16 protein-coding genes are annotated in these 18,770 nt (G+C 68.4%); 6 read left to right on the plus strand and 10 right to left on the minus strand.

Annotation, left to right across the window (positions count from 1 at the left end):
- Positions 1-20 precede the first annotated feature (20 nt).
- Both dnaK and MZV50_RS26110 read right to left on the minus strand, forming a co-directional pair.
- The gene (gene dnaK, locus MZV50_RS26105) at positions 21-1,922 is read right to left on the minus strand and encodes a molecular chaperone DnaK (RefSeq protein WP_252632270.1); all 1,902 of its coding nucleotides are present in this window, start codon (positions 1,920-1,922) and stop codon (positions 21-23) included.
- A 328-nt stretch (positions 1,923-2,250) separates the two neighbouring features.
- On the minus strand, positions 2,251-4,926 hold the full coding sequence (locus tag MZV50_RS26110; protein WP_252632271.1) for a M1 family metallopeptidase: 2,676 nt from the start codon (positions 4,924-4,926) through the stop codon (positions 2,251-2,253).
- Positions 4,927-5,019: 93 nt separating this feature from the next.
- On the opposite strand from MZV50_RS26110, the gene MZV50_RS26115 reads away from it, so the two are divergent.
- Entirely contained in the window at positions 5,020-5,631 is a 612-nt protein-coding gene (locus MZV50_RS26115; RefSeq protein WP_252632272.1) for an alpha-ketoglutarate-dependent dioxygenase AlkB, read from the plus strand.
- A gap of 6 nt (positions 5,632-5,637) precedes the next feature.
- On the opposite strand, the gene MZV50_RS26120 is transcribed toward MZV50_RS26115, so the two are convergent.
- The 5 genes from MZV50_RS26120 to MZV50_RS26140 form a co-directional block, all read right to left on the minus strand.
- Positions 5,638-6,954, minus strand: a complete 1,317-nt coding sequence (locus tag MZV50_RS26120; protein WP_252632273.1) for an O-acetylhomoserine aminocarboxypropyltransferase/cysteine synthase family protein — start codon at positions 6,952-6,954, stop codon at positions 5,638-5,640.
- Between the two features lie 181 nt (positions 6,955-7,135).
- A complete protein-coding gene (gene dnaA / locus MZV50_RS26125; RefSeq protein ID WP_252632274.1) occupies positions 7,136-8,608 on the minus strand; it encodes a chromosomal replication initiator protein DnaA in 1,473 nt (490 codons plus the stop codon).
- A 404-nt stretch (positions 8,609-9,012) separates the two neighbouring features.
- Entirely contained in the window at positions 9,013-9,288 is a 276-nt protein-coding gene (gene rpsT / locus MZV50_RS26130; RefSeq protein WP_004617408.1) for a 30S ribosomal protein S20, read from the minus strand.
- Between the two features lie 135 nt (positions 9,289-9,423).
- Entirely contained in the window at positions 9,424-10,224 is an 801-nt protein-coding gene (locus MZV50_RS26135) for an enoyl-CoA hydratase (protein ID WP_252632275.1), read from the minus strand.
- A gap of 67 nt (positions 10,225-10,291) precedes the next feature.
- Positions 10,292-11,320: a LacI family DNA-binding transcriptional regulator gene (locus tag MZV50_RS26140; protein ID WP_252632276.1), complete on the minus strand. Its 1,029-nt coding sequence runs from the start codon at positions 11,318-11,320 to the stop codon at positions 10,292-10,294.
- A 107-nt stretch (positions 11,321-11,427) separates the two neighbouring features.
- Here MZV50_RS26140 and MZV50_RS26145 point away from each other — a divergent pair, with 107 nt between their 5' ends.
- Positions 11,428-12,594 carry an acyltransferase family protein gene (locus MZV50_RS26145; protein ID WP_252632277.1) on the plus strand — a complete coding sequence of 389 codons (1,167 nt, stop codon included), beginning with the start codon at positions 11,428-11,430 and terminating at the stop codon, positions 12,592-12,594.
- A 3-nt stretch (positions 12,595-12,597) separates the two neighbouring features.
- Here the strand turns inward: MZV50_RS26145 and mutM are convergent, their stop codons facing one another.
- Positions 12,598-13,461, minus strand: coding sequence for a bifunctional DNA-formamidopyrimidine glycosylase/DNA-(apurinic or apyrimidinic site) lyase (gene mutM, locus MZV50_RS26150; protein WP_252632278.1), 864 nt, complete (start codon positions 13,459-13,461; stop codon positions 12,598-12,600).
- Between the two features lie 83 nt (positions 13,462-13,544).
- On the opposite strand from mutM, the gene MZV50_RS26155 reads away from it, so the two are divergent.
- Together MZV50_RS26155 and ubiB are read left to right on the plus strand one after the other, a co-directional pair.
- Positions 13,545-14,303 carry a class I SAM-dependent methyltransferase gene (locus MZV50_RS26155; protein WP_252632279.1) on the plus strand — a complete coding sequence of 253 codons (759 nt, stop codon included), beginning with the start codon at positions 13,545-13,547 and terminating at the stop codon, positions 14,301-14,303.
- A 151-nt stretch (positions 14,304-14,454) separates the two neighbouring features.
- Positions 14,455-15,975 (plus strand): 2-polyprenylphenol 6-hydroxylase, encoded by a 1,521-nt coding sequence (gene ubiB / locus MZV50_RS26160; protein ID WP_252632280.1) that lies wholly within the window; start codon positions 14,455-14,457, stop codon positions 15,973-15,975.
- Here the strand turns inward: ubiB and MZV50_RS26165 are convergent.
- Entirely contained in the window at positions 15,972-16,526 is a 555-nt protein-coding gene (locus MZV50_RS26165; protein ID WP_252632281.1) for a hypothetical protein, read from the minus strand. The two genes, ubiB and MZV50_RS26165, sit on opposite strands and share 4 nt — an antisense overlap.
- Positions 16,527-16,681: 155 nt before the next feature.
- Between MZV50_RS26165 and coaBC the strand changes: the two genes are divergently transcribed.
- Positions 16,682-17,878 carry a bifunctional phosphopantothenoylcysteine decarboxylase/phosphopantothenate--cysteine ligase CoaBC gene (gene coaBC, locus MZV50_RS26170; protein ID WP_252635316.1) on the plus strand — a complete coding sequence of 399 codons (1,197 nt, stop codon included), beginning with the start codon at positions 16,682-16,684 and terminating at the stop codon, positions 17,876-17,878.
- 78 nt (positions 17,879-17,956) lie between these two features.
- Positions 17,957-18,427, plus strand: coding sequence for a dUTP diphosphatase (gene dut, locus MZV50_RS26175; RefSeq protein WP_252632282.1), 471 nt, complete (start codon positions 17,957-17,959; stop codon positions 18,425-18,427).
- 1 nt (position 18,428) lies between these two features.
- On the opposite strand, the gene MZV50_RS26180 is transcribed toward dut, so the two are convergent.
- Positions 18,429-18,575, minus strand: coding sequence for a hypothetical protein (locus MZV50_RS26180; RefSeq protein ID WP_252632283.1), 147 nt, complete (start codon positions 18,573-18,575; stop codon positions 18,429-18,431).
- Positions 18,576-18,770 lie beyond the last annotated feature (195 nt).

Raw genomic sequence — 18,770 nt, forward strand, 5'->3', positions numbered from 1 at the left:
CCGCGGCGCGCGCATGGCGATTAGTTCGCCGGCTTGTTGTCGTCGACTTCTTCGAACTCGGCGTCGACGACGCCATCGTCCGCGGATTCGGCGGATTCACCGCCTTCGGCCGAGCCCTGCTGGGCGGCGTACATCGCCTCGCCCAGCTTCATCGAAGCCTGGATCAGGGCCTGGGTCTTGGCCTGGATAGCCTCGACGTCCTCACCTTCCAGAGCGGTCTTCAGCTCGGCGATGCCGGTCTCGATCGCGGTCTTCTCGGCCGCGCCGACCTTGTCGCCGTGCTCAGCCAGGGCCTTCTCGGTCGAGTGCAGGATCGCCTCGCCCTGGTTCTTGGCCTCGACCAGCTTCTTCTTTTCCTCGTCCGCGGCCTTATTGGCCTCGGCTTCCTTGACCATGCGCTCGATGTCGCTGTCCGAGAGGCCGCCATTGGCCTGGATGCGGATCGAGTGCTCCTTGTTGGTCGCCTTGTCCTTGGCGTGGACCTGGACGATGCCGTTGGCGTCGATGTCGAAGGTGACCTCGATCTGCGGCACGCCGCGCGGCGCCGGCGGGATGCCGACCAGGTCGAACTGACCCAGGATCTTGTTGTCGACGGCCATCGGGCGTTCGCCCTGGAACACGCGGATCGTCACGGCCGACTGGTTGTCGTCGGCGGTCGAGAAGGTCTGCGAGCGCTTGGTCGGGATCGTGGTGTTGCGTTCGATCAGCGGAGTGAACACACCGCCCAGGGTCTCGATGCCCAGGGTCAGCGGGGTCACGTCCAGCAGCAGAACGTCCTTGACGTCGCCTTGCAGCACGCCAGCCTGGACCGCCGCGCCCAGCGCCACGACTTCGTCGGGGTTCACGCCCTTGTGGGGCTCGCGGCCGAAGAAGTCCTGCACCGCCTGCTGGACCTTGGGCATGCGGCTCATGCCGCCGACCAGGATCACTTCGTCGATGTCGCTCTTCTTCAGGCCGGCGTCCTTCAGGGCCTGTTCGCACGGACCGATGGTGCGCGAGATCAGGTCGTCGACCAGGGCTTCCAGCTTGGCGCGCGACAGCTTGATGTTCAGGTGCAGCGGACCCGAGGCGTTCATGCTGATGAACGGCAGGTTCACTTCGTACTGAGCGGTCGACGACAGTTCCTTCTTGGCCTTTTCGGCCTCTTCACGAAGGCGCTGGAGAGCCAGCTTGTCCTTGCGCAGGTCGACGCCCTGCTCCTTCTTGAACTCGTCGGCCAGGTAGTCGACGATCCGCAGGTCGAAGTCCTCGCCGCCCAGGAAGGTGTCGCCATTGGTCGACTTCACCTCGAAGACGCCATCGCCGATTTCCAGGATCGAGACGTCGAACGTGCCGCCGCCCAGGTCGTAGACCGCGATCTTCTTGCCGTCGTTCTTGTCCAGGCCGTAGGCCAGGGCCGCCGCGGTCGGCTCGTTGATGATGCGCAGGACTTCGAGGCCGGCGATCTTGCCGGCGTCCTTGGTCGCCTGACGCTGGGCGTCGTTGAAGTAGGCCGGAACCGTGATGACCGCCTTGGTCACCGGCTCGCCCAGATGGGCTTCGGCGGCTTCCTTCATCTTCTGCAGGATGAAGGCCGAGACTTCCTGCGGGCTGTAGTCCTTGCCGTGGGCCTTGACCCAGGCGTCGCCGGTCGGGCCCTTGACGATCTCGTAGGGCACCATGCCCTTGTCCTTCTCGACCACCGGATCGCTGGCGTTGCGGCCAATCAGGCGCTTGATCGCGAACAGCGTGTTGGTCGGGTTGGTCACGGCCTGACGCTTGGCGGGCTGACCGACAAGGCGCTCGCCGTCTTCCAGGAAGGCCACGACCGACGGCGTGGTGCGAGCGCCCTCGGCGTTCTCGATCACCTTCGGGTTCTTGCCGTCCATGATGGCCACGCACGAATTCGTGGTGCCAAGGTCGATGCCGATAATCTTGCTCATCTTCGTACCTGTCGCTCCTTTAGGCGGACGGCGGTGACAAGGGCCTTCTCGGAAGCGCCCCGGTTTTTCTCGTGACCGTCCCCAGTGGGTTCGCTCTCTCTAGGTTCCAGTTCCACATCCGTCCCACTGACAAAAAAGTCAGCGGGCGAAATGCGTTGTTCGAAGTTGACGAGCCCGTCAACCCCGCTTCGCAGCCGGATATGGGGGATAGGCGTCGGCGCGCAAGACCATAACCCCATGCCAACAAGGGGAAATTGCCGCGAAACCGCGAAAAAATGGCCGCGCCCCAGGAGAGCGCGGCCACGAGAAACATAATGCCGGCCGGGTTTTAGCCCGCCTTGGCGACCCAGGCCGTGATCGCCGGGAGGCGTTGCTGACGGATCTGGGCGCGGTTCAACACCGCCGCCGCGGCCTTGTCGGCCTCCTTGCGCGAACCCTCGGCCAAATTGGCCGCGGCATAGGCCTTGATCTTCTCGGCCGTGGCCGGGGTCGACGAGGCCGCGCCCAGCCCGGGGATGAACCGGGTGCGGGCGCTGTTGTCGACCTTGTCGTTGACCGCGTCCTTGTTGGCCACAGCCCAGTCGAAGGTCAGGTCCGGATGGTTGCTGGCGACCTTGGAGATCATGGTCGACGACAGGGTCTCGCCCGGCTCGGGGGTCAGGGCCAGGGCCAGGGCCTTGCGGGCCAGGGCCTCGTCCTCGGTGGAGGCCAGCAGGGTGTAGAGCTGATTGCGGACCAGCGGCGTCTTCTCGGCCTGGGCCTGGGCGTGGATGGCGTCCCAGGTCGCCGCGTCGGCGTGCTTGGCCACGACGCCCAGGATGGTCTTGCGCAGCGGGCCGGGGATGGCCGACGGATCGGTCTTGTCGGCGTTGAACCGGCGCGTGGCCTCAGCCACCACCTCGGGGTCGCCCAGGCCGCCCTGGGCCCCGATCAGGTCGGCGCGCAGGATGGCGACGTTGTCGGCCTCGCCCGGCTTGGCCGCCCAGCCGGCCTTGGCCAGCAGCGGCCGCAGCTGGGCGATGGCCAGCTTGCGGAACGCGGCGCGCTCGGCCGGCATGCCCTCGTAGAGGCCGTCGATGGCCGAGAAGGTGCTGGCCACCTTCGACAACACCTGAGGATCGGTGTCGGACGGCGTGGCCTTGGCCAGATCGAGGAAGTCGGTGGCGGGCTGGTAGCCGGCCAGGCCCATCGACCAGGCGTCGCTGATCACGCCCAGCTGATCGATCGCCGGCAGCTTGGCGAAGTTCTGGACGATGCCGGCGAAGCGCTCAGGGCCATACTGGGTGCGGAAATAGCCGCTCTGGCCCGCGTTGACGACGACCGGGCCGCAGCCGTCGACCGTGACCGCCCCCTTGCCGCCGACGACCAGGGTCTTGGCCGTCCCGCCACCCAGCGCTTGCACCGTGACCGGCACACGCCAGGCCAGGGGCGTCTTGCCCTGCAGGTCCTTGCTGAACTCGCCCTGGGTCAGGGCCAGGGTGGTCTTGCCGGCCGCGCAGGTCGCGCTCGTCACCGTGATCAGCGGCACGCCCGGCTGCAGGGTGAAATCGTGGGCGATGGCCTTGATCGGCTTGCCGGCCGAGGCCTCGACGGCGCTCCACAGGTCGTCGCTGACCGTGTTGCCGTGGGCGTGCTTCTTCATGTAGGCGCGCACGCCGTCACGCCAGGCGTCGTGGCCCACATAACCTTCCAGCATGCGGATCACGGCCTCGCCCTTCTGGTAGGTGATGCCATCGAAAGCCTGGCTGGCCTGCTCGACCGTCTCGACGTGCTGCACCACCGGGTGGGTGGTCTGCAGGGCGTCCAGGTTCATGGCGTATTCGCGTGAACCGACGGCGGTCAGCGAGGCGTTCCATTCGGGGTGGAAGTGCTCGGTCGCCCGGCCTTCCATCCACGAGGCGAAGCCCTCGTTAAGCCACAGGTCGTCCCACCAGGCCATGGTCACCAGGTCGCCGAACCACTGGTGAGCCATCTCGTGGGCCACGGTCGTGAAGACGTTCTGCTTGTCGGTCTCGGTCGAGATCTTCGGGTCCAGCAGCAGGGCGTACTCGAAGTAGAAGATCGCGCCCCAGTTCTCCATGGCGCTGAAGAACTGGCTGCGGCCCGGCGCGGCGATGTTGTCCAGCACCGGCAGCGGGTACGGCGTGCCGAAATAGTCGTTGTACCAGGGCAGGATGTCGGCGGCCGACTTCAGGGCGAAGTCGGCCTTGGCCGTGTCACCCTTCTTGGTGACCACGCCGACGTCGGCGCCGCCCGACTTGACCGAGGCGCGGTCGAACTCGCCCAGGCCGAAGAACAGCAGATAGGTCGACATCTTCGGCGAGGTCGCGAACTTCACCAGGGTCTTGCCGCCGCCCAGATCCTTGGAGGACGCGATCGGCATGTTGCCCAGGGCCACCTGGCCGGTCGGGATCGTCGCCTCGACGGTATAGGTGGCCTTGTAGAACGGCTCGTCCCACGAGGGGATGAAGCGGCGGGCGTCCGAGTTCTCGAACTGGGTGTAGAGCGCCCGCTTCTTGCCGGCCTCGGTCTCGTAGTCGAGGGCGAACAGGCCAGCGGCCTGCTTGTAGATCTTGCCGGCATAGTCGATCGACAGGACGTACTTGCCCTTCGGAAGCGCCTTGGCGAACGTGAAGGCGGCGGTCTGGGCCTCGTCGTCGACCTTCACCTTCGCGGCGCCAAACCCGGCGATCTCGGCTTTCGAGAAGGTCAGGTCGGCGGCTTGCAAGGTGATGGTGCTGGTCGGCTCGACCACCTCGATGGCGATCTTCACGCGCGCCGTGAAGGTCAGCTTGTCGGCGTCGGGCGTGAAGGCCACATCATAGTGCGAGGGGCGGACGTTGCGCGGCAGCTGGGTCGTCACGGTCGCGAAGGTCGCGCCCTTGGTCCCGACTTGAGCCGCGACGGCGGGCTTGGGCTTGCTCTTGGCGGCCGGGGCGGCGGAAACGCTCCCGGCGGCGAACAACATCACGGCCACGGCCGCGGAGGACATAAGACGACGCATGTTCGGTCCTAGAATGGAAAATTCATCCGGCCCCCTCAGCCGGCGGCGCAAACCAACACCTTCCGTTCCTAAGGCGCGCGTTAAGTTTCAGTAATGTTTCAGCCCCTGTCAGTCATTCCGGGTTTCGATCTCTGGCCGGGTCTTCTGGACGCCCAGGCCCAGAAGGGCTTGCTCGAAGCGGTCCTCGCCGCCGCCGATAGCGCGCCGTTCGCGAACTACGCGACGGCCTATGGCAAGCCGATGAGCGTGGCGATGACGGCGTTCGGCCCGCTGGGCTGGACCAGCGACGCGGCGGGATACCGCTATGCCGAACGCCATCCCGGCACGGACCAGGCCTGGCCCGCCATGCCGCCGGCGCTACTAGACCTCTGGGCCCGCCTGGGCGACCCGGAGACGCCGCCGGACTCGTGCCTGGTCAACCTCTATCGAGAGGGCGCCCGTATGGGCCTGCACCAGGATCGCGACGAGGCCGACCCGCGCTTTCCGGTGCTGTCGATCTCGCTGGGCGACACGGCGGTGTTCCGCATCGGCGGGACCAGCCGCAAGGACCCGACCCGCAGCCTGAAACTGAGCTCGGGGGATGTGTGTCGGCTTTCTGGCCCGGCGCGCCTGGCGTTCCACGGGGTGGATCGGATCGTGGCGGGCTCGTCCAGCCTGGTTCCCGGCGGCGGCAGGATCAACCTGACCCTGCGCCGCGCACGGTAGACGAGGCTATTCCGCCGCGACTGCCAGGCCTTTGGCGGCGGACAAGGCCTGGTCCAGATCGGCCAGGATGTCGTCGATGTGCTCCAGGCCGATCGACAGCCGGACATAGCCGTCCGAAACCCCGGTCGCCAGCTGGTCCTCGGCGCTCAGCTGCGAGTGCGTGGTCGAGGCCGGATGAATGGCCAGGCTGCGGGCGTCGCCGATATTGGCCACGTGGTAGAACAGCTTCAGCCCGTCGATGAAGCCGCGCCCCGCCTCGCGCCCGCCAGCCAGCTCGAAGCCGACCAGCCCGCCGTAGCCGCCCGACAGATAACGATCGGCCCGCTCGCGGCGCAGGCCGTCCTGGGCCGACGGATAGATGACCTTGGTCACTTCGGGGCGGGCGGCCAGGAAGTCGGCCACGGCCCGGGCGTTCTGCGAATGGCGGGTGATCCGCAGCGGCAGGGTTTCCAGCCCTTGCAGGATCTGGAAGGCGTTGAACGGCGACAGCGCCGCGCCCAGGTCGCGCAGCAGCACCGTGCGGGCGCGCAGGATGTAGGCGATGGGGCCCAGCGGCTTGGCCGCCTCGGCCCAGACCGCGCCATGATAGCTAGGGTCGGGGGTGTTCAGAGTCGGCTGGCGCTCGGGATGGGCCGACCAGTCGAAATTGCCGCCGTCGATGATGACCCCGCCGATCGAGGTGCCATGACCGCCGATGTACTTGGTGGTCGAATAGACGACGATCGCCGCGCCGTGCTCCAGGGGCCGGGCCAGCAGCGGGGCCGCGGTGTTGTCGACGATCAGCGGCACGCCCAGCTTGCGGCCGATCGCGGCGACCTCGGCGATCGGGAAGACGGTCAGCTTCGGATTGGGCAAGGTCTCGGCGTAATAGGCGCGGGTGCGATCGTCGGTGGCGCGGGCGAAGGCCTCCGGATCCTCGGGATCGACGAAGCGGACCTCGATCCCCTGGTCGCGCAAGGTGTTGGCGAACAGGTTCCAGGTGCCGCCGTAGAGGTCGGTCGAGCTGACGACGTTGTCGCCGGCCCGCGCCAGGTTCTGCAGGGCGAAGGCCGAGGCCGCCTGGCCCGAGGCCACGGCCAGGGCCGCGGCCCCGCCCTCCAGCGCGGCCAGGCGCTGCTCCAGGATGTCGATCGTGGGGTTGCCGATGCGGGTGTAGATGTTGCCCAGCTGGCGAAGCGCGAACAGGTCGGCGGCGTGCTCGGTGCTCTGGAACTGATAGGACGTCGTCTGGTAGATCGGCGGCGCCACCGCGCCCGTGGCCGGATCGGCCCGCCAGCCCGCGTGCAGGGCCAGGGTCTCGGGGTGGAGCTTGCGATCGGACATCAGGGGTCTCCTTTGAACGGCTGGCCGAACCCTAGCCTCGACCTTACGTCCCGGCGCGCGCGATAATCTCGTCCAGCGGGCAGAAAACCTCATGCGGGAGCCGCAACGAAAAAGGCCGCCCCTTCGGAGCGGCCCTTCCCGTTGGAAACTCGCGGAAACCGGTGTCCCGGCCGCCCCTGGATCAGCCGCGCAGCTTGCGGGTGATCACTTCCAGGTCATGGCTCAGGGCGTTGTCCTCGGCGCGCAGCGCCTCGATGCGACGCACGGCGTGCAGGACGGTGGTGTGGTCACGGCCCCCGAAGCGACGGCCAATGTCCGGCAGCGACCGGGTGGTCAGCTGCTTGGCCAGCCACATGGCCGCCTGGCGCGGACGGGCGATGGCGCGGTTACGGCGCTCGCTGAGCAGGTCGGCCTGCTTCATGCCGTAGTGGTCGGCGGTGGCCTTCTGGATGTCGTCGATGGTGATGCGCTTCTCGCCCGTCCGCAGGTGCGGACGCAGGATCGCCTGCACCTCGTCCAGGGTCAGGCGCGACAGGCCCTCGCCGGCGCGGGCCGACAGGGTGTTCAGCGCGCCTTCCAGCTCGCGGACGCTGTCGGTGAAACGATCGGCCAGGAACTGCAGCACGTCCGGACGCATGGTCGGGTCGAAGCCCTGGGCGCCCGACAAGGTCTGGATCTTGCGCTCCAGGATGCCCAGGCGCAGCGAGCGGTCGGCCGGCTCCAGGCCGCAGACCAGGCCCGCCGACAGGTGCGAGCGCAGGTGCGGGTCCATCTCGGTCATGGCCGACGGCGGACGGTCCGCCGAGAACACGACGCGGCCGCCTTCGCCCACGAGGGCGGTCAGGGTGTGGAACAGCTCCTCCTGGGTCGACTGCTTGCCCGCGATGAAGTGGACGTCGTCGATGATCAGCAGGTCGGCCGCGCGCAGCTCTTCCTTGAAGGCCGCCGTCTGGCGATCCATCAGGGCGCGCACGAAGGTCGACAGGAAGCGCTCGGCGGTCAGGTAGACCACGCGCTTTTCAGGCGCGTTGCGCATGGCTTCCCAGGCCAGGGCGTTCAGTAGGTGGGTCTTGCCGAAGCCGTAGGGGCCATGGAACAGCACGGGATTGAAGTGGCCGTCGGCCCAGTTGGCGATCCGGCGCGCCACGGCGTGGGCGAACTCGTTGGCCGGACCCGGGACGAAGGTCTCGAAGGTGAAGCGTTCCTGCAGGCCTTGGGTGCGGGGCGACTTCGCGCTCGGGGCCACGATGGCCGGCGCGTCGGTCGACACGGGCAGGACGATCTCGATCGGCTCGGCCGACGAGGCTTTCGGAGCGGCCTCGACATAGACGCCCGTCGAGGCTTCGAATTCCAGGCGCGACTTCAGGTCGATGCGACGACCGGTCGCGTCATTGGCGGCCCACAGCTCGCCGATGCGACGCCAGGCGCTGCGACGGATCCAATCGCGGGCGATGCCGGTCGGCGTAACCAGGACGACATCGCCGGTCGCGGCCTCGCGCAGCATCGCCGGCGCGATCCATGATCCGAACGCCGCGTCGCCCAGTTCGCGTTTCAGGGCCACGGTCACCTTCGACCACACGCCCGCCGCCGGCTCGCAAGCCGTCGCGATCGCTGCCGGAAAGTCCTGGCTGGCCACCCCACCCTTCATCGTCATTCGTCCACCGCCTCGCACAAAAACAACCGCCGCAACCCACATCAGCCGCCCGCCCCCCATGGCGTACGGCCGGTCTTCTCAACGCACACAGGTTCTTACCCGGCGAACACGTTCGGTCCGCCGCCGCCTTGTTTTTTCCAAGACTGGAGAAGCGCTGAGACGCTTAAACTAGCCAGCGGCGGGGGCCGGTCAAACGGAAAACTTGCGTCCGATCGCGGATATTTCTGTTGACTCGCGAGAGCCCCTCGCCCCGCAAGGGAATAGTAAAGCCAAGCGTTCAGATCACAGATTGCAACGGCAGGAACAGAACGTTGGATTCAAAGCAAAAGCCGGCCAGGCGAACCTGACCGGCTTTCGTAAATACTTGAATTCATTGGACGAACGACGTTCGTCCGAATTCTGGACTAGGCGGCGGCCTTATCCAGCTTCTTCAGACGAGCGGCCAGACGCGACACTTTCCGCGAGCCCGTGTTCGGATGAACAACGCCCTTCGAAACCGCGCGCATCAGCTCCGACTGAGCTTCCACGAAGGCGGCCTTGGCGACGGCCACGTCGCCCTTGGCGATGGCGTCTTCGAACTTGCGCAGGAAGGTGCGCACGCGCGAGCGGCGGGCGGTGTTGACTTCGGTGCGGCGAGCGATCTTGCGGATCGCTTTCTTGGCGCCGGGATTATTGGCCATAGGTCGGACCTTCAAACGGACAGCCGCGCGGGCGGCCGCGAAGCAGGGAAAATAGAGCGCGCGGATATACGGGAAGCGCTCGCCGGGGTCAACGGTCCACAGGCATGAATCCTGCGGCCATTTTGGCGCAATCGATTATTGGCCCCGGAATGCCGGCTTACGTTTCTCGACGAAGGCCGCCATGCCCTCCTTCTGGTCCTCGAACGCGAACAGCGAGTGGAACAGGCGCCGCTCCAGAGCGACCCCCGTCGTCAGCGTCGTCTCGTAGGCGGCCTCGACCAGTTCCTTGTTCATGGCCACGGCCAGGGGCGACTGGCCGGCGATCTTGGCGGCCACGGCCAGGACCTCGTCGACCAGGCTGTCGGCCGGGAAGATCCGCGACACCAGGCCCGAGCGCTCGGCCTCGGCGGCGTCCATCATCCGGCCGGTCAGGATCATGTCCATGGCCTTGGACTTGCCGACGAAGCGGGTCAGGCGCTGGGTGCCGCCGATGCCGGGCGCGACGCCCAGATTGATCTCGGGCTGGCCGAACTTGGCGGTGTCGGCGGCCAGGATGAAGTCGCACATCATCGCCAGTTCGCAGCCGCCGCCCAGGGCGTAGCCGGAAACGGCGGCGATGATCGGCTTGCGACACTGCTCGATCGCCCGCGCCCCGGCGGTGAAGAAGTCGGCCTTGAACATCTGGGCGTAGGTCTTGTCCGACATCTCCTTGATGTCGGCGCCGGCCGCGAAGGCCTTGGTCGAACCGGTCAGCACGATACAGCCCACCGCGTCGTCGGCCTCGGCGATCGCCAGCGCCTGGGCCAGCTCGCCCAGCAGTTGGGTGTTCAGGGCGTTCAGGGCCTCGGGCCGGTTCAGGCGGATCAGCGTCACGCCCGGCGCGCTCTCGGGGGCTTCGACGATCAGGGTCTGGTAGTCGGCCGGCTGTTGAGCCATGGGGCGGTCTCCTGCTTGAGCCCGTCTTTATAGAGGGGCCGACGGCCTTGGGCAGCCCTACCCTGCGTCAGGCCGAGGCGCGCTCGACCAGATGATGGGCCTCGAGCACGTCCATGGGCGCGACCTCCCCCGGCGGACGGCGCAAGGCGTCCAGCAACAGGTCCAGGGCCCGGCCGGTCATCCGGTCGATGGGCTGGCGCACCGTGGTCAGGGGCGGCCAAACGCGCGTGGCAAGGAGCGTGTCGTCGAAGCCAGCCACCGCCAGGTCGCGCGGCAGGCTCAGGCCTCGCCGATGCGCGCACCACAACGCCGCGGCCGCCATGTCGTCATTGGCCGCGACGATGGCGTCGGGCGGCGCGGGCAAGGCCAGCAGCCGTTCGGCGGCGGCCAGACCGGATTCGAAGGTGAACCGGCCTTCGATGACCCGTTCGTCGGGCAGGGTCAGGCCGTGCGCCGCCAGGGCGTCGCGACAACCCGCCAGCCGGTCGAGACTGTCGGAGTGGTCGGCCGGTCCCGCGATGACGCCGATGCGCCGCCGGCCTTTGGCGATCAGCAGTTCGACGACGGCGCGCGAGGCGGCGCGGTTGTCGATGCGAACCGTGAACATGTCGGGCAGCGGCGCGGCCGTGGCGATGGCGGCGGTCGCCAGGCCCAGAGCCAGGAATTCCGGCGAACCGCTCAGGGCCAGCTCGAACGGCGGCAGCACCAGCAAGGCGTCGGCGCCCGACGCCTGCAGCGCGCGCGCTGTCGCCAGGGCGTGCTCCGGCCCGTCCGCCTTGCGGGCCATCAGCTGCAGACCGCGCTCGGCGGTGGCCACGGCGGCGGCGGCCAGCACGCCGTCGATGAACATGCTGTCGACGCCCGCATACAGCAGGCCGATGCGGGCCGGCGTCGCCCCGACCAGGCGCCGGGCGGCCGAGTTGGGCACGTAGCCCAGGGACGCGATGGCGGCCAGCACGCGCTCGCGGGTCTCGCGGCTGAACTTGCCGGTGTTGTTGAAGACGTTGGACACCGTCATGGCCGAGACGCCGGCCTGTGCGGCCACCGCCTTGATCGTGACGCGGGCGGTCTCGCGGGACCGTCGGGAGCGCTGCATCCTGGGTTTCCGAAGCCTATTGCGATTTAACGATAAACCTCGCAACCCTGCCACGCGATCTGATTTGGTCGCCAAGCATGATCTGGGTTGGGGAGCCCGCACTTCGCATGACCGTTTCCGTCGCGGCGACCTCGACCGACGCCACCGCGCCCGTCCACACCTCTTCGGGCAAGAGCCACTACGTCATCCTGGACGGACTGCGCGGCGTGGCCTCGCTGATGGTGGTGGTCTTTCACGTGTTCGAGGCCTGGGCGGGCGGTGATCCCGAGCGGCAGATCATCAACCACGGCTATCTGGCGGTGGACTTCTTCTTCCTGCTGTCAGGCTTCGTGATCGCCTACGCCTATGACGACCGCTGGGCGGCGGGCATGGGCCAGTGGGACTTCTACAAGCGACGGCTGGTGCGGCTGCAGCCGATGATCATCATCGGGGGCCTGATCGGCGTGGCGATGCTGGGCCTGCAGCACTGGTCGCTGTTTCCGAAACTGGAGACCGTTCAGGCGTGGCAGATCGCCGGCGCGCTGCTGCTGGGCTCCCTGATGATCCCGCTGACCCCGTCGACCGAGATCCGCGGCTGGAGCGAGATCTACCCACTGAACGGTCCTCAATGGTCCCTGTTCTACGAGTATATCGGCAACATCCTGTACGCCGTGGGCCTGCGGAAGCTGCCTGTCCGCTGGCTTGGCGCGCTGGTCGGCGCATCGGCCCTGGCGCTGGTCTGGTTGCTGGTGCGGGGGCCGCGCGGCGACGTGATCGGCGGCTGGGCGCTGGACGCCAGCGGGATCCAGATCGGCATGACCCGGGTGATGTTCCCGTTCTTCGCCGGCATCCTGCTGATGCGCCTGGGCAAGCGGATCAAGGTCAAGAACGCCTTCGCCGTCTGCAGCCTGCTGCTGATCGCCGCCCTGTCGCTGCCGCGCTTCGGAGTCGGCGACCAGCGCTGGATCAACGGCCTCTACGAGGCGGCCTGCATCATCGTGCTGTTCCCGCTGATCGTGGCCATCGGCGCCGGCGAGAAGGACGTTGACGGCCCCAGCGTCCGGATCGCCCGCTTCTTCGGCGACCTCTCCTATCCGCTCTATATCACCCACTATCCGCTGATCTACGCCTACACCGGCTGGGTCGTGGACAGGAAGCCGACCCCGGCCCTGGGCGCCTTGATCGGCGCGGGCCTGTTCGTCGCCGCCGTCGCGATCGCCTGGGCCTGCCTCAAGCTCTACGACGAACCCGTCCGTCGCTGGCTGGCGGGCAAGGTGCTGGCGCGACGCGCCTAGGCCTCACACCTGGCAGACCGGACAGAAGAAGGTCGACCGCCCCGCCTGGACCTCGCGGGCGATGACGCCTTTGCAGCCGGAGGTCGGGCACGGCTCGCCCTCGCGGTCGTAGACGCGGAAGCGGTGCTGGAAATAGCCCAGCGCCCCATCGGCGGCGGCGAAGTCCTTCAGCGACGAGCCGCCGACCTCGACGGCCTCGGCCAGGACGTCCTTGATCGCCGTGGTCAGGGGCGGCAGGCGTTTCGGCGCGATCCCGCCCGACGGCTTGAACGGCGAGATGTGCGCGCGGTGCAGGGCCTCGCACACATAGATATTGCCCAGGCCCGCGACGGTGCGCTGGTCCAGCAGCAGGGTCTTGGGTCCCTGCTTGCGATTGGCGAAGGCCTTTTCCAGGGTCTTGGCGTCGAAGCCCTCGCCCAGCGGCTCGGGACCCATGGTCGCGAACCAGGGATGATGGCTGACCCGGTCGGTCTGGATCAGGTCCATGAAGCCGAACCGGCGCGGGTCGTAATAGGTGACGGTGGCCCCTGCTTCGGTCTCGAACACCACGTGGGCGTGCTTGTCGTCGGGCTTGACCTCGCGGGCGAAGTCGCCGGGCCTCACGGTCCCTTCCGGGGCGGCGATCTCGAAGCGGCCAGTCATGCCCAGGTGCATCACCAGGGTGTCGCCGCGATCCAGCGGCGCCAGGATGTACTTGGCCCGGCGGTCGAGTTGCAGGATCTTCGCCCCGGTCAGCCGCTGGACGAAGCCGTCGGGCAGCGGGAAGCGCAGGTCGGGGCGGTTGGCGCGCACGCGGACCAGGCGCGCGCCGGACAGGACGGGCTCGAGACCGCGTCGGACGGTCTCCACTTCGGGCAATTCGGGCAACGGCGAACCCTTAAGACGATGACGCGGCGCGTGACGCGGGCTAATAGCGGACGTTCATATAGAGAGTTCGGCCCAAAGACGTCATGAGCAACACCTCCGCCAGCTTCGGTTTCACGGATGTCGACGCCTCGCTGAAGGCGGGCCTGGTGCGCGGGGTCTTCGACCGCGTCGCCAAGAACTACGACATCATGAACGACCTGATGAGCGGCGGGGTGCACCGGCTCTGGAAGGACGCCGTGGCCGCGCGCCTCAATCCGCAGCCGGGCGAGGTGATCATCGACTGCGCCGGCGGCACCGGCGACATGGCCCGCCGCTTCGCCAAGATGGCCCGGAACGCCCAGGAGCGGCGCGGCGGTCCGGACGCCACCATCAACATCGTCGACTACAACGCCGAGATGATCATGGCCGGCATCGAGCGCGGCGGCGAGCCCGAGATCACCTGGACCGTCGGCGACGCCCAGCGCCTGCCGCTGCCGGACAACTACGCCAACGCCTATGTGATCAGCTTCGGCATCCGCAACGTCACCGACATCGACGCGGCCCTGCGCGAGGCGCGCCGGGTGCTGAAGCCCGGCGGCCGCTTCCTGTGCCTGGAGTTCTCGCGGCCGGTGACCGAGGCCCTGGCCAAGGCCTACGACGCCTACAGTTTCAAGGTCATTCCGCAGGTCGGAGAATGGGTCGCCAAGGACCGCGACGCCTATCAGTACCTGGTCGAGAGCATCCGCCGCTTCCCCGACCAGCGCACCTTCGCCGGCATGATCGAGACCGCCGGCTTCAAGCGCGTGACCTACACCAACTTCACCGGCGGCGTGGCGGCCCTGCACCAGGGCTGGGCGCTCTGAGTGATCGCGGTGACTTTTCATTCCGATTTCCCCGGCGAAAGCCGGGGCCCAGATCGTAAGGCCGAGCGAGGCCAGGACTTGCTATCGCTCAGGCTGGATCTGGATCCCGGCTTTCGCCGGGAGGATCGGGGTGAGGTAAAAGGCGCTCGCCTTGCCTAGCCTTTCCGCATTTCTCCGCCTGACCGGCGCGGGCTGGGCCCTGGTCCGGGCCGACGCCCTGATCCCGCGCGAGGTCGAGCCTCAGCTGCCGCCGGCCGCCAAGCTGGCCGGCCGGCTGCTGCGCATGTTCGCCGGTGGCGCGGCCAAGCGCGGCCGGCCGGGCCAGCGGCTGGCCGACGTGCTGGAAAAGCAGGGTCCGGCCGCGATCAAGATGGGCCAGTTCCTGTCGACCCGCGCCGACATCTTCGGGACCGCCTTCGCCGAGGACCTGGCCCATCTGAAGGACCGCCTGCCGCCGTTCCCTCTGGCCATCGCCGAGGCCGAGATCCAGCGCAACCTCGGCAGGCCGCTGGGCGAGATCTACGCCGAGATCGGCGAACCGGTCGCCGCCGCCTCCCTGGCCCAGGCCCATCCGGCCGTGCTGCTGGACGGCCGCAAGGCGGCGGTGAAGGTGCTGCGCCCCGGCGTCGAGCGCCAGGTGGCCCGCGACAGCGCCGTGCTGCGCCTGGCCGCGCGCCTGGCCGAGCAACTGGCTCCCGCCTCGCGCCGCCTGAAGCCCACCGAGTTCGTCGAGGTGGTGATCCGGGCCCTGGACCTGGAGATGGACCTGCGCTTCGAGGCCGCCGGCTGCGCCGAGCTTGGCGAAGCCATGGCGACCGATCCCTACATGCGCGCGCCGCTGGTCTGCTGGGAGGGCGTCGGCAAGCGCGTCCTGACCCTGACCTGGGCCGAGGGCGTGGCGCTATCGGACCCCGCCGCGCTGGAGCTGCCCGGCCTGGATCGCAAGGCCCTGGCCGAGAACATCACCCGCGGGTTCCTGGCCCAGGCCCTGGACCACGGCCTGTTCCACGCCGACCTGCACGAGGGCAACCTGTTCGTGGCCGCGCCCAGCGCCGTAACCGCCGTCGACTACGGGATCATCGGCCGCCTGGGCCCGGGCGAGCGCCGCTACCTGGCCGAAATCCTGTACGGCTTCCTGAACCGCGACTACGCCCGCGTGGCCAAGGTGCATTTCGACGCCGGCTATGTGCCCGCCCACCAGGACGTGGACGCCTTCGCCCAGGCCCTGCGCGCCGTGGGCGAGCCGGTGTTCGGCCGCAACGCCCGCGAGGTCTCGATGGGCCGCCTGCTGGCCCAGCTGTTCGAGATCACCGCCCTGTTCGACATGGCCCTGCGGCCGGAACTGGTTTTGCTGCAGAAAACCATGGTCACCGTCGAGGGCGTGGCCCGCCGCATCGATCCGACTCACGACCTGTGGGCCGCCGCCGACCCGGTGGTGCGCCGCTGGATCGGCCGCGAGCTGTCGCCCGCCGCCAAGGCCCGCGACTTCGCCGAAGAGGCCCTGCGCGCCATCAAGGCCCTGGCCCGCCTGGCCGAGGCCCCGCCCCCAGCGCCCGTCGTGGTGGCCGAGCGCCAGCACAGCTGGCCGCTGCTATGGTTCCTGGTCGGGGCGGCGACGGCCGGCGCGGCCTTCGTCACCGGCCTGCTGCTGGCGCCGCATCCGCCCCTCTAGCCTTCGGCCTGTTCGCGCTTCCTGGCCGCCGAGGTCCGGCGGTCCTCGCGGGTCTTCTGCTCGTCCCAATAGGCCGCGCCCTCGTCGGGCTTGAACATCGTGCGCGGCGCGCCCTCGCGCGAGACCACCGCGAAGACGTTGTCCTTGGGGTCGTAGATCAGCAGGTCGCCGTTCGCGCGCTTCAGAGTCTGCGCGCCCTTGGGTGGGTCGCTGACGAAAGCGTGGACCTTGGCGACATAGTCGTCGGCCGTCTTGGCCCCGAACGTCTCGCCGTTGCGCTCGAAAGAACGCTGGGCGTTCTCCTCGGCCGTGCGCGTGCGGTTGGCGGCCCAGTAGGGCTTGCCGGCGATCAGCTTGACCGGCGCGTCGCGCGGATCGGCCGCCCGGCCGCCGCCGTTCGCCCCGCCTTCCGGCGGCGGCGCGATATCGTTGCTGGCCCGCTCGCTGGCCTTGGGCGCCTTCACGGCCGAGGCGCCGCTGTCGCAGGCCGAAAGACCCGCCAGCAGCATGAGCGCCGTCGCGCCCGACAAGACGTTTCGCACAATCTTCATGATGGCATCGCCCCGTTGTTCTACTTTTACGTTATTGAACGAAAGCGGAACATGAGTCGAGTCCCTATCTTTAACCCTGGCGCTTTGGCGCGAGGGTGGGCATGTGCAGGGATGAGACGCATGCGGAAGCGGAGTGCGGCGTGAGCGGCCAGAACGTGAAAGACAAGCGGGTTCTTCTGATCGTCGGCGGCGGGGTGGCGGCCTATAAGGCGCTGCTGCTGACCCGGCTGCTGCGCAAGGCCGGGATCGCCGTGCGGCCGATCCTGACCAAGGCCGGGGCCGAGTTCGTGACGCCCCTGTCCCTGGCCGCCCTGGCCGAGGACAAGGTCTATCAGGAGCTGTTCTCGCTAACCGACGAGCATGAGATGGGTCATATCGAGCTGTCGCGCTCGGCCGACCTGATCGTGGTCGCGCCCGCGACCGCCGACCTGATCGCCAAGGCGGCCGGCGGCTTCGCGGGCGACCTGGCCTCCACCACCCTGCTGGCCACCGACAAGCCGGTGCTGATGGCCCCGGCCATGAACGTGCGGATGTGGCTGCACCCGGCCACCCAGCGCAACATCGCCACCCTGAAGGCGGATGGCGTCAGCTTCGTCGGGCCCGACGAGGGCGCGATGGCCTGTGGCGAGTTCGGGCCCGGACGCCTGGTCGAGCCGGAAGAGATCTTCGCGGCCATCGTGGCGATGCTGGAGGGCCCCGCCGCCCGCCCGCTTCAGGGCAAGCGCGCCCTGGTCACGGCAGGCCCGACCTTCGAGCCGATCGATCCGGTGCGAGGCATCACCAACCGCTCCAGCGGCAAGCAGGGCTTCGCGATCGCCGAGGCGCTGGCGAAACTCGGCGCGGAGGTCACCCTGATCGCCGGTCCCGTGGCCCAGCCCACGCCGGTCGGCGTCAAGCGGGTCGATGTCGAGACCGCTCGCCAGATGCTGGCCGCCAGCCAGGCCGCCCTGCCCTCCGACGTCGGGGTGTTCGTGGCCGCCGTCGCCGACTGGCGCGTCGACGAGGCGTTCGGGACCAAGCTGAAGAAGGAAAAGGGCGGCCCGCCGGCCCTGACCTTCGTCGAGAACCCCGACATCCTGGCCACCCTGTCGGCCAGCGGCCCCCGGCGCCCCAAATTGGTCATCGGCTTCGCGGCCGAGACCGACCATGTCGAGGAGCACGCCCGCGCCAAGCTGGCGCGAAAGGGCTGCGACTGGATCATCGCCAATGACGTGACCGAGCCGGGCGTGATGGGCGGCGGCGAGAACGCCGTGCTGCTGATCACCCAGGACGGGACCGAGCGCTGGGACCGCGCGGCCAAGGACCAGGTGGCCGGCCAGATCGCGGCGCGGATCGCGAAGGCGCTCGGGTAAGGCGCCCTGGCCTGAGGCACTGGCCTGTAGGGGCGCAAATCAGCTACAGCCGGGCGATCCCAAGAAGGAACCGCCCGCATGTCCGCCATTCCCGCCGGTCTCGCCATCCGCTTCAAGCGTTGGGAAGGCAATGCCGACCTGCCGGTTCCGGCCTATGCGACCAGCGGCGCGGCGGGCTTCGATCTGCGGGCCCACGTGCCGGAGAACGAACCTATCGTTCTGAAACCGGGCTCGCGCTGCATGGCCCCGACCGGCTTTTCGGTGGCGGTGCCGGACGGCTGGGAGATGCAGGTTCGCCCGCGCTCGGGCCTGGCCTTCAAGAACGGCGTCACGGTGACCAACGCGCCGGGCACCGTCGACAGCGACTATCGCGGTCAGGTCTGCGTGCTGCTGATCAATCTGGGCGAAGAGGACTTCACGATCCGCCGGGGCGACCGCATCGCCCAGGGGGTCATCGCGGCGGCCCCGCAATGGCCGCTGGTCGAGGTCGACGACCTGGACGCCACCGATCGCGGCGCGGGCGGCTTCGGCTCGACCGGCTCGAAATAGTCTAGAGCGGGGCGGCCGCCTGAAGCGCCTTCAGGCCGATGACCAGATAGCCGCCGAACCCGGCGGCGAAGGCGGCCGCCGCCATCCAGAGCGTCGGACGCAGCAGGTCGAGGACGGAAAGTCCCGCGATCGGGGGTCGCGACTTCATCGGAACCTCATCTCCTGACGACGTATGCGTCGGAGGAAATACGCGCGCCCACGCTTTAGGTTGCGCGACCCGCCGCGTCGAAACCGCGACGCCAAGCGCCCGCGTGAAAAAACTTCGTCGGCGTTAATTGAAAGTTGGACGACTGCGTCCATTTATCCCTTGCCGAGCGCGCTGGACCCGACTATCCGGCGCGCT

This window comes from Caulobacter segnis (genome assembly GCF_023935105.1).
GTDB lineage: Bacteria > Pseudomonadota > Alphaproteobacteria > Caulobacterales > Caulobacteraceae > Caulobacter > Caulobacter segnis_B.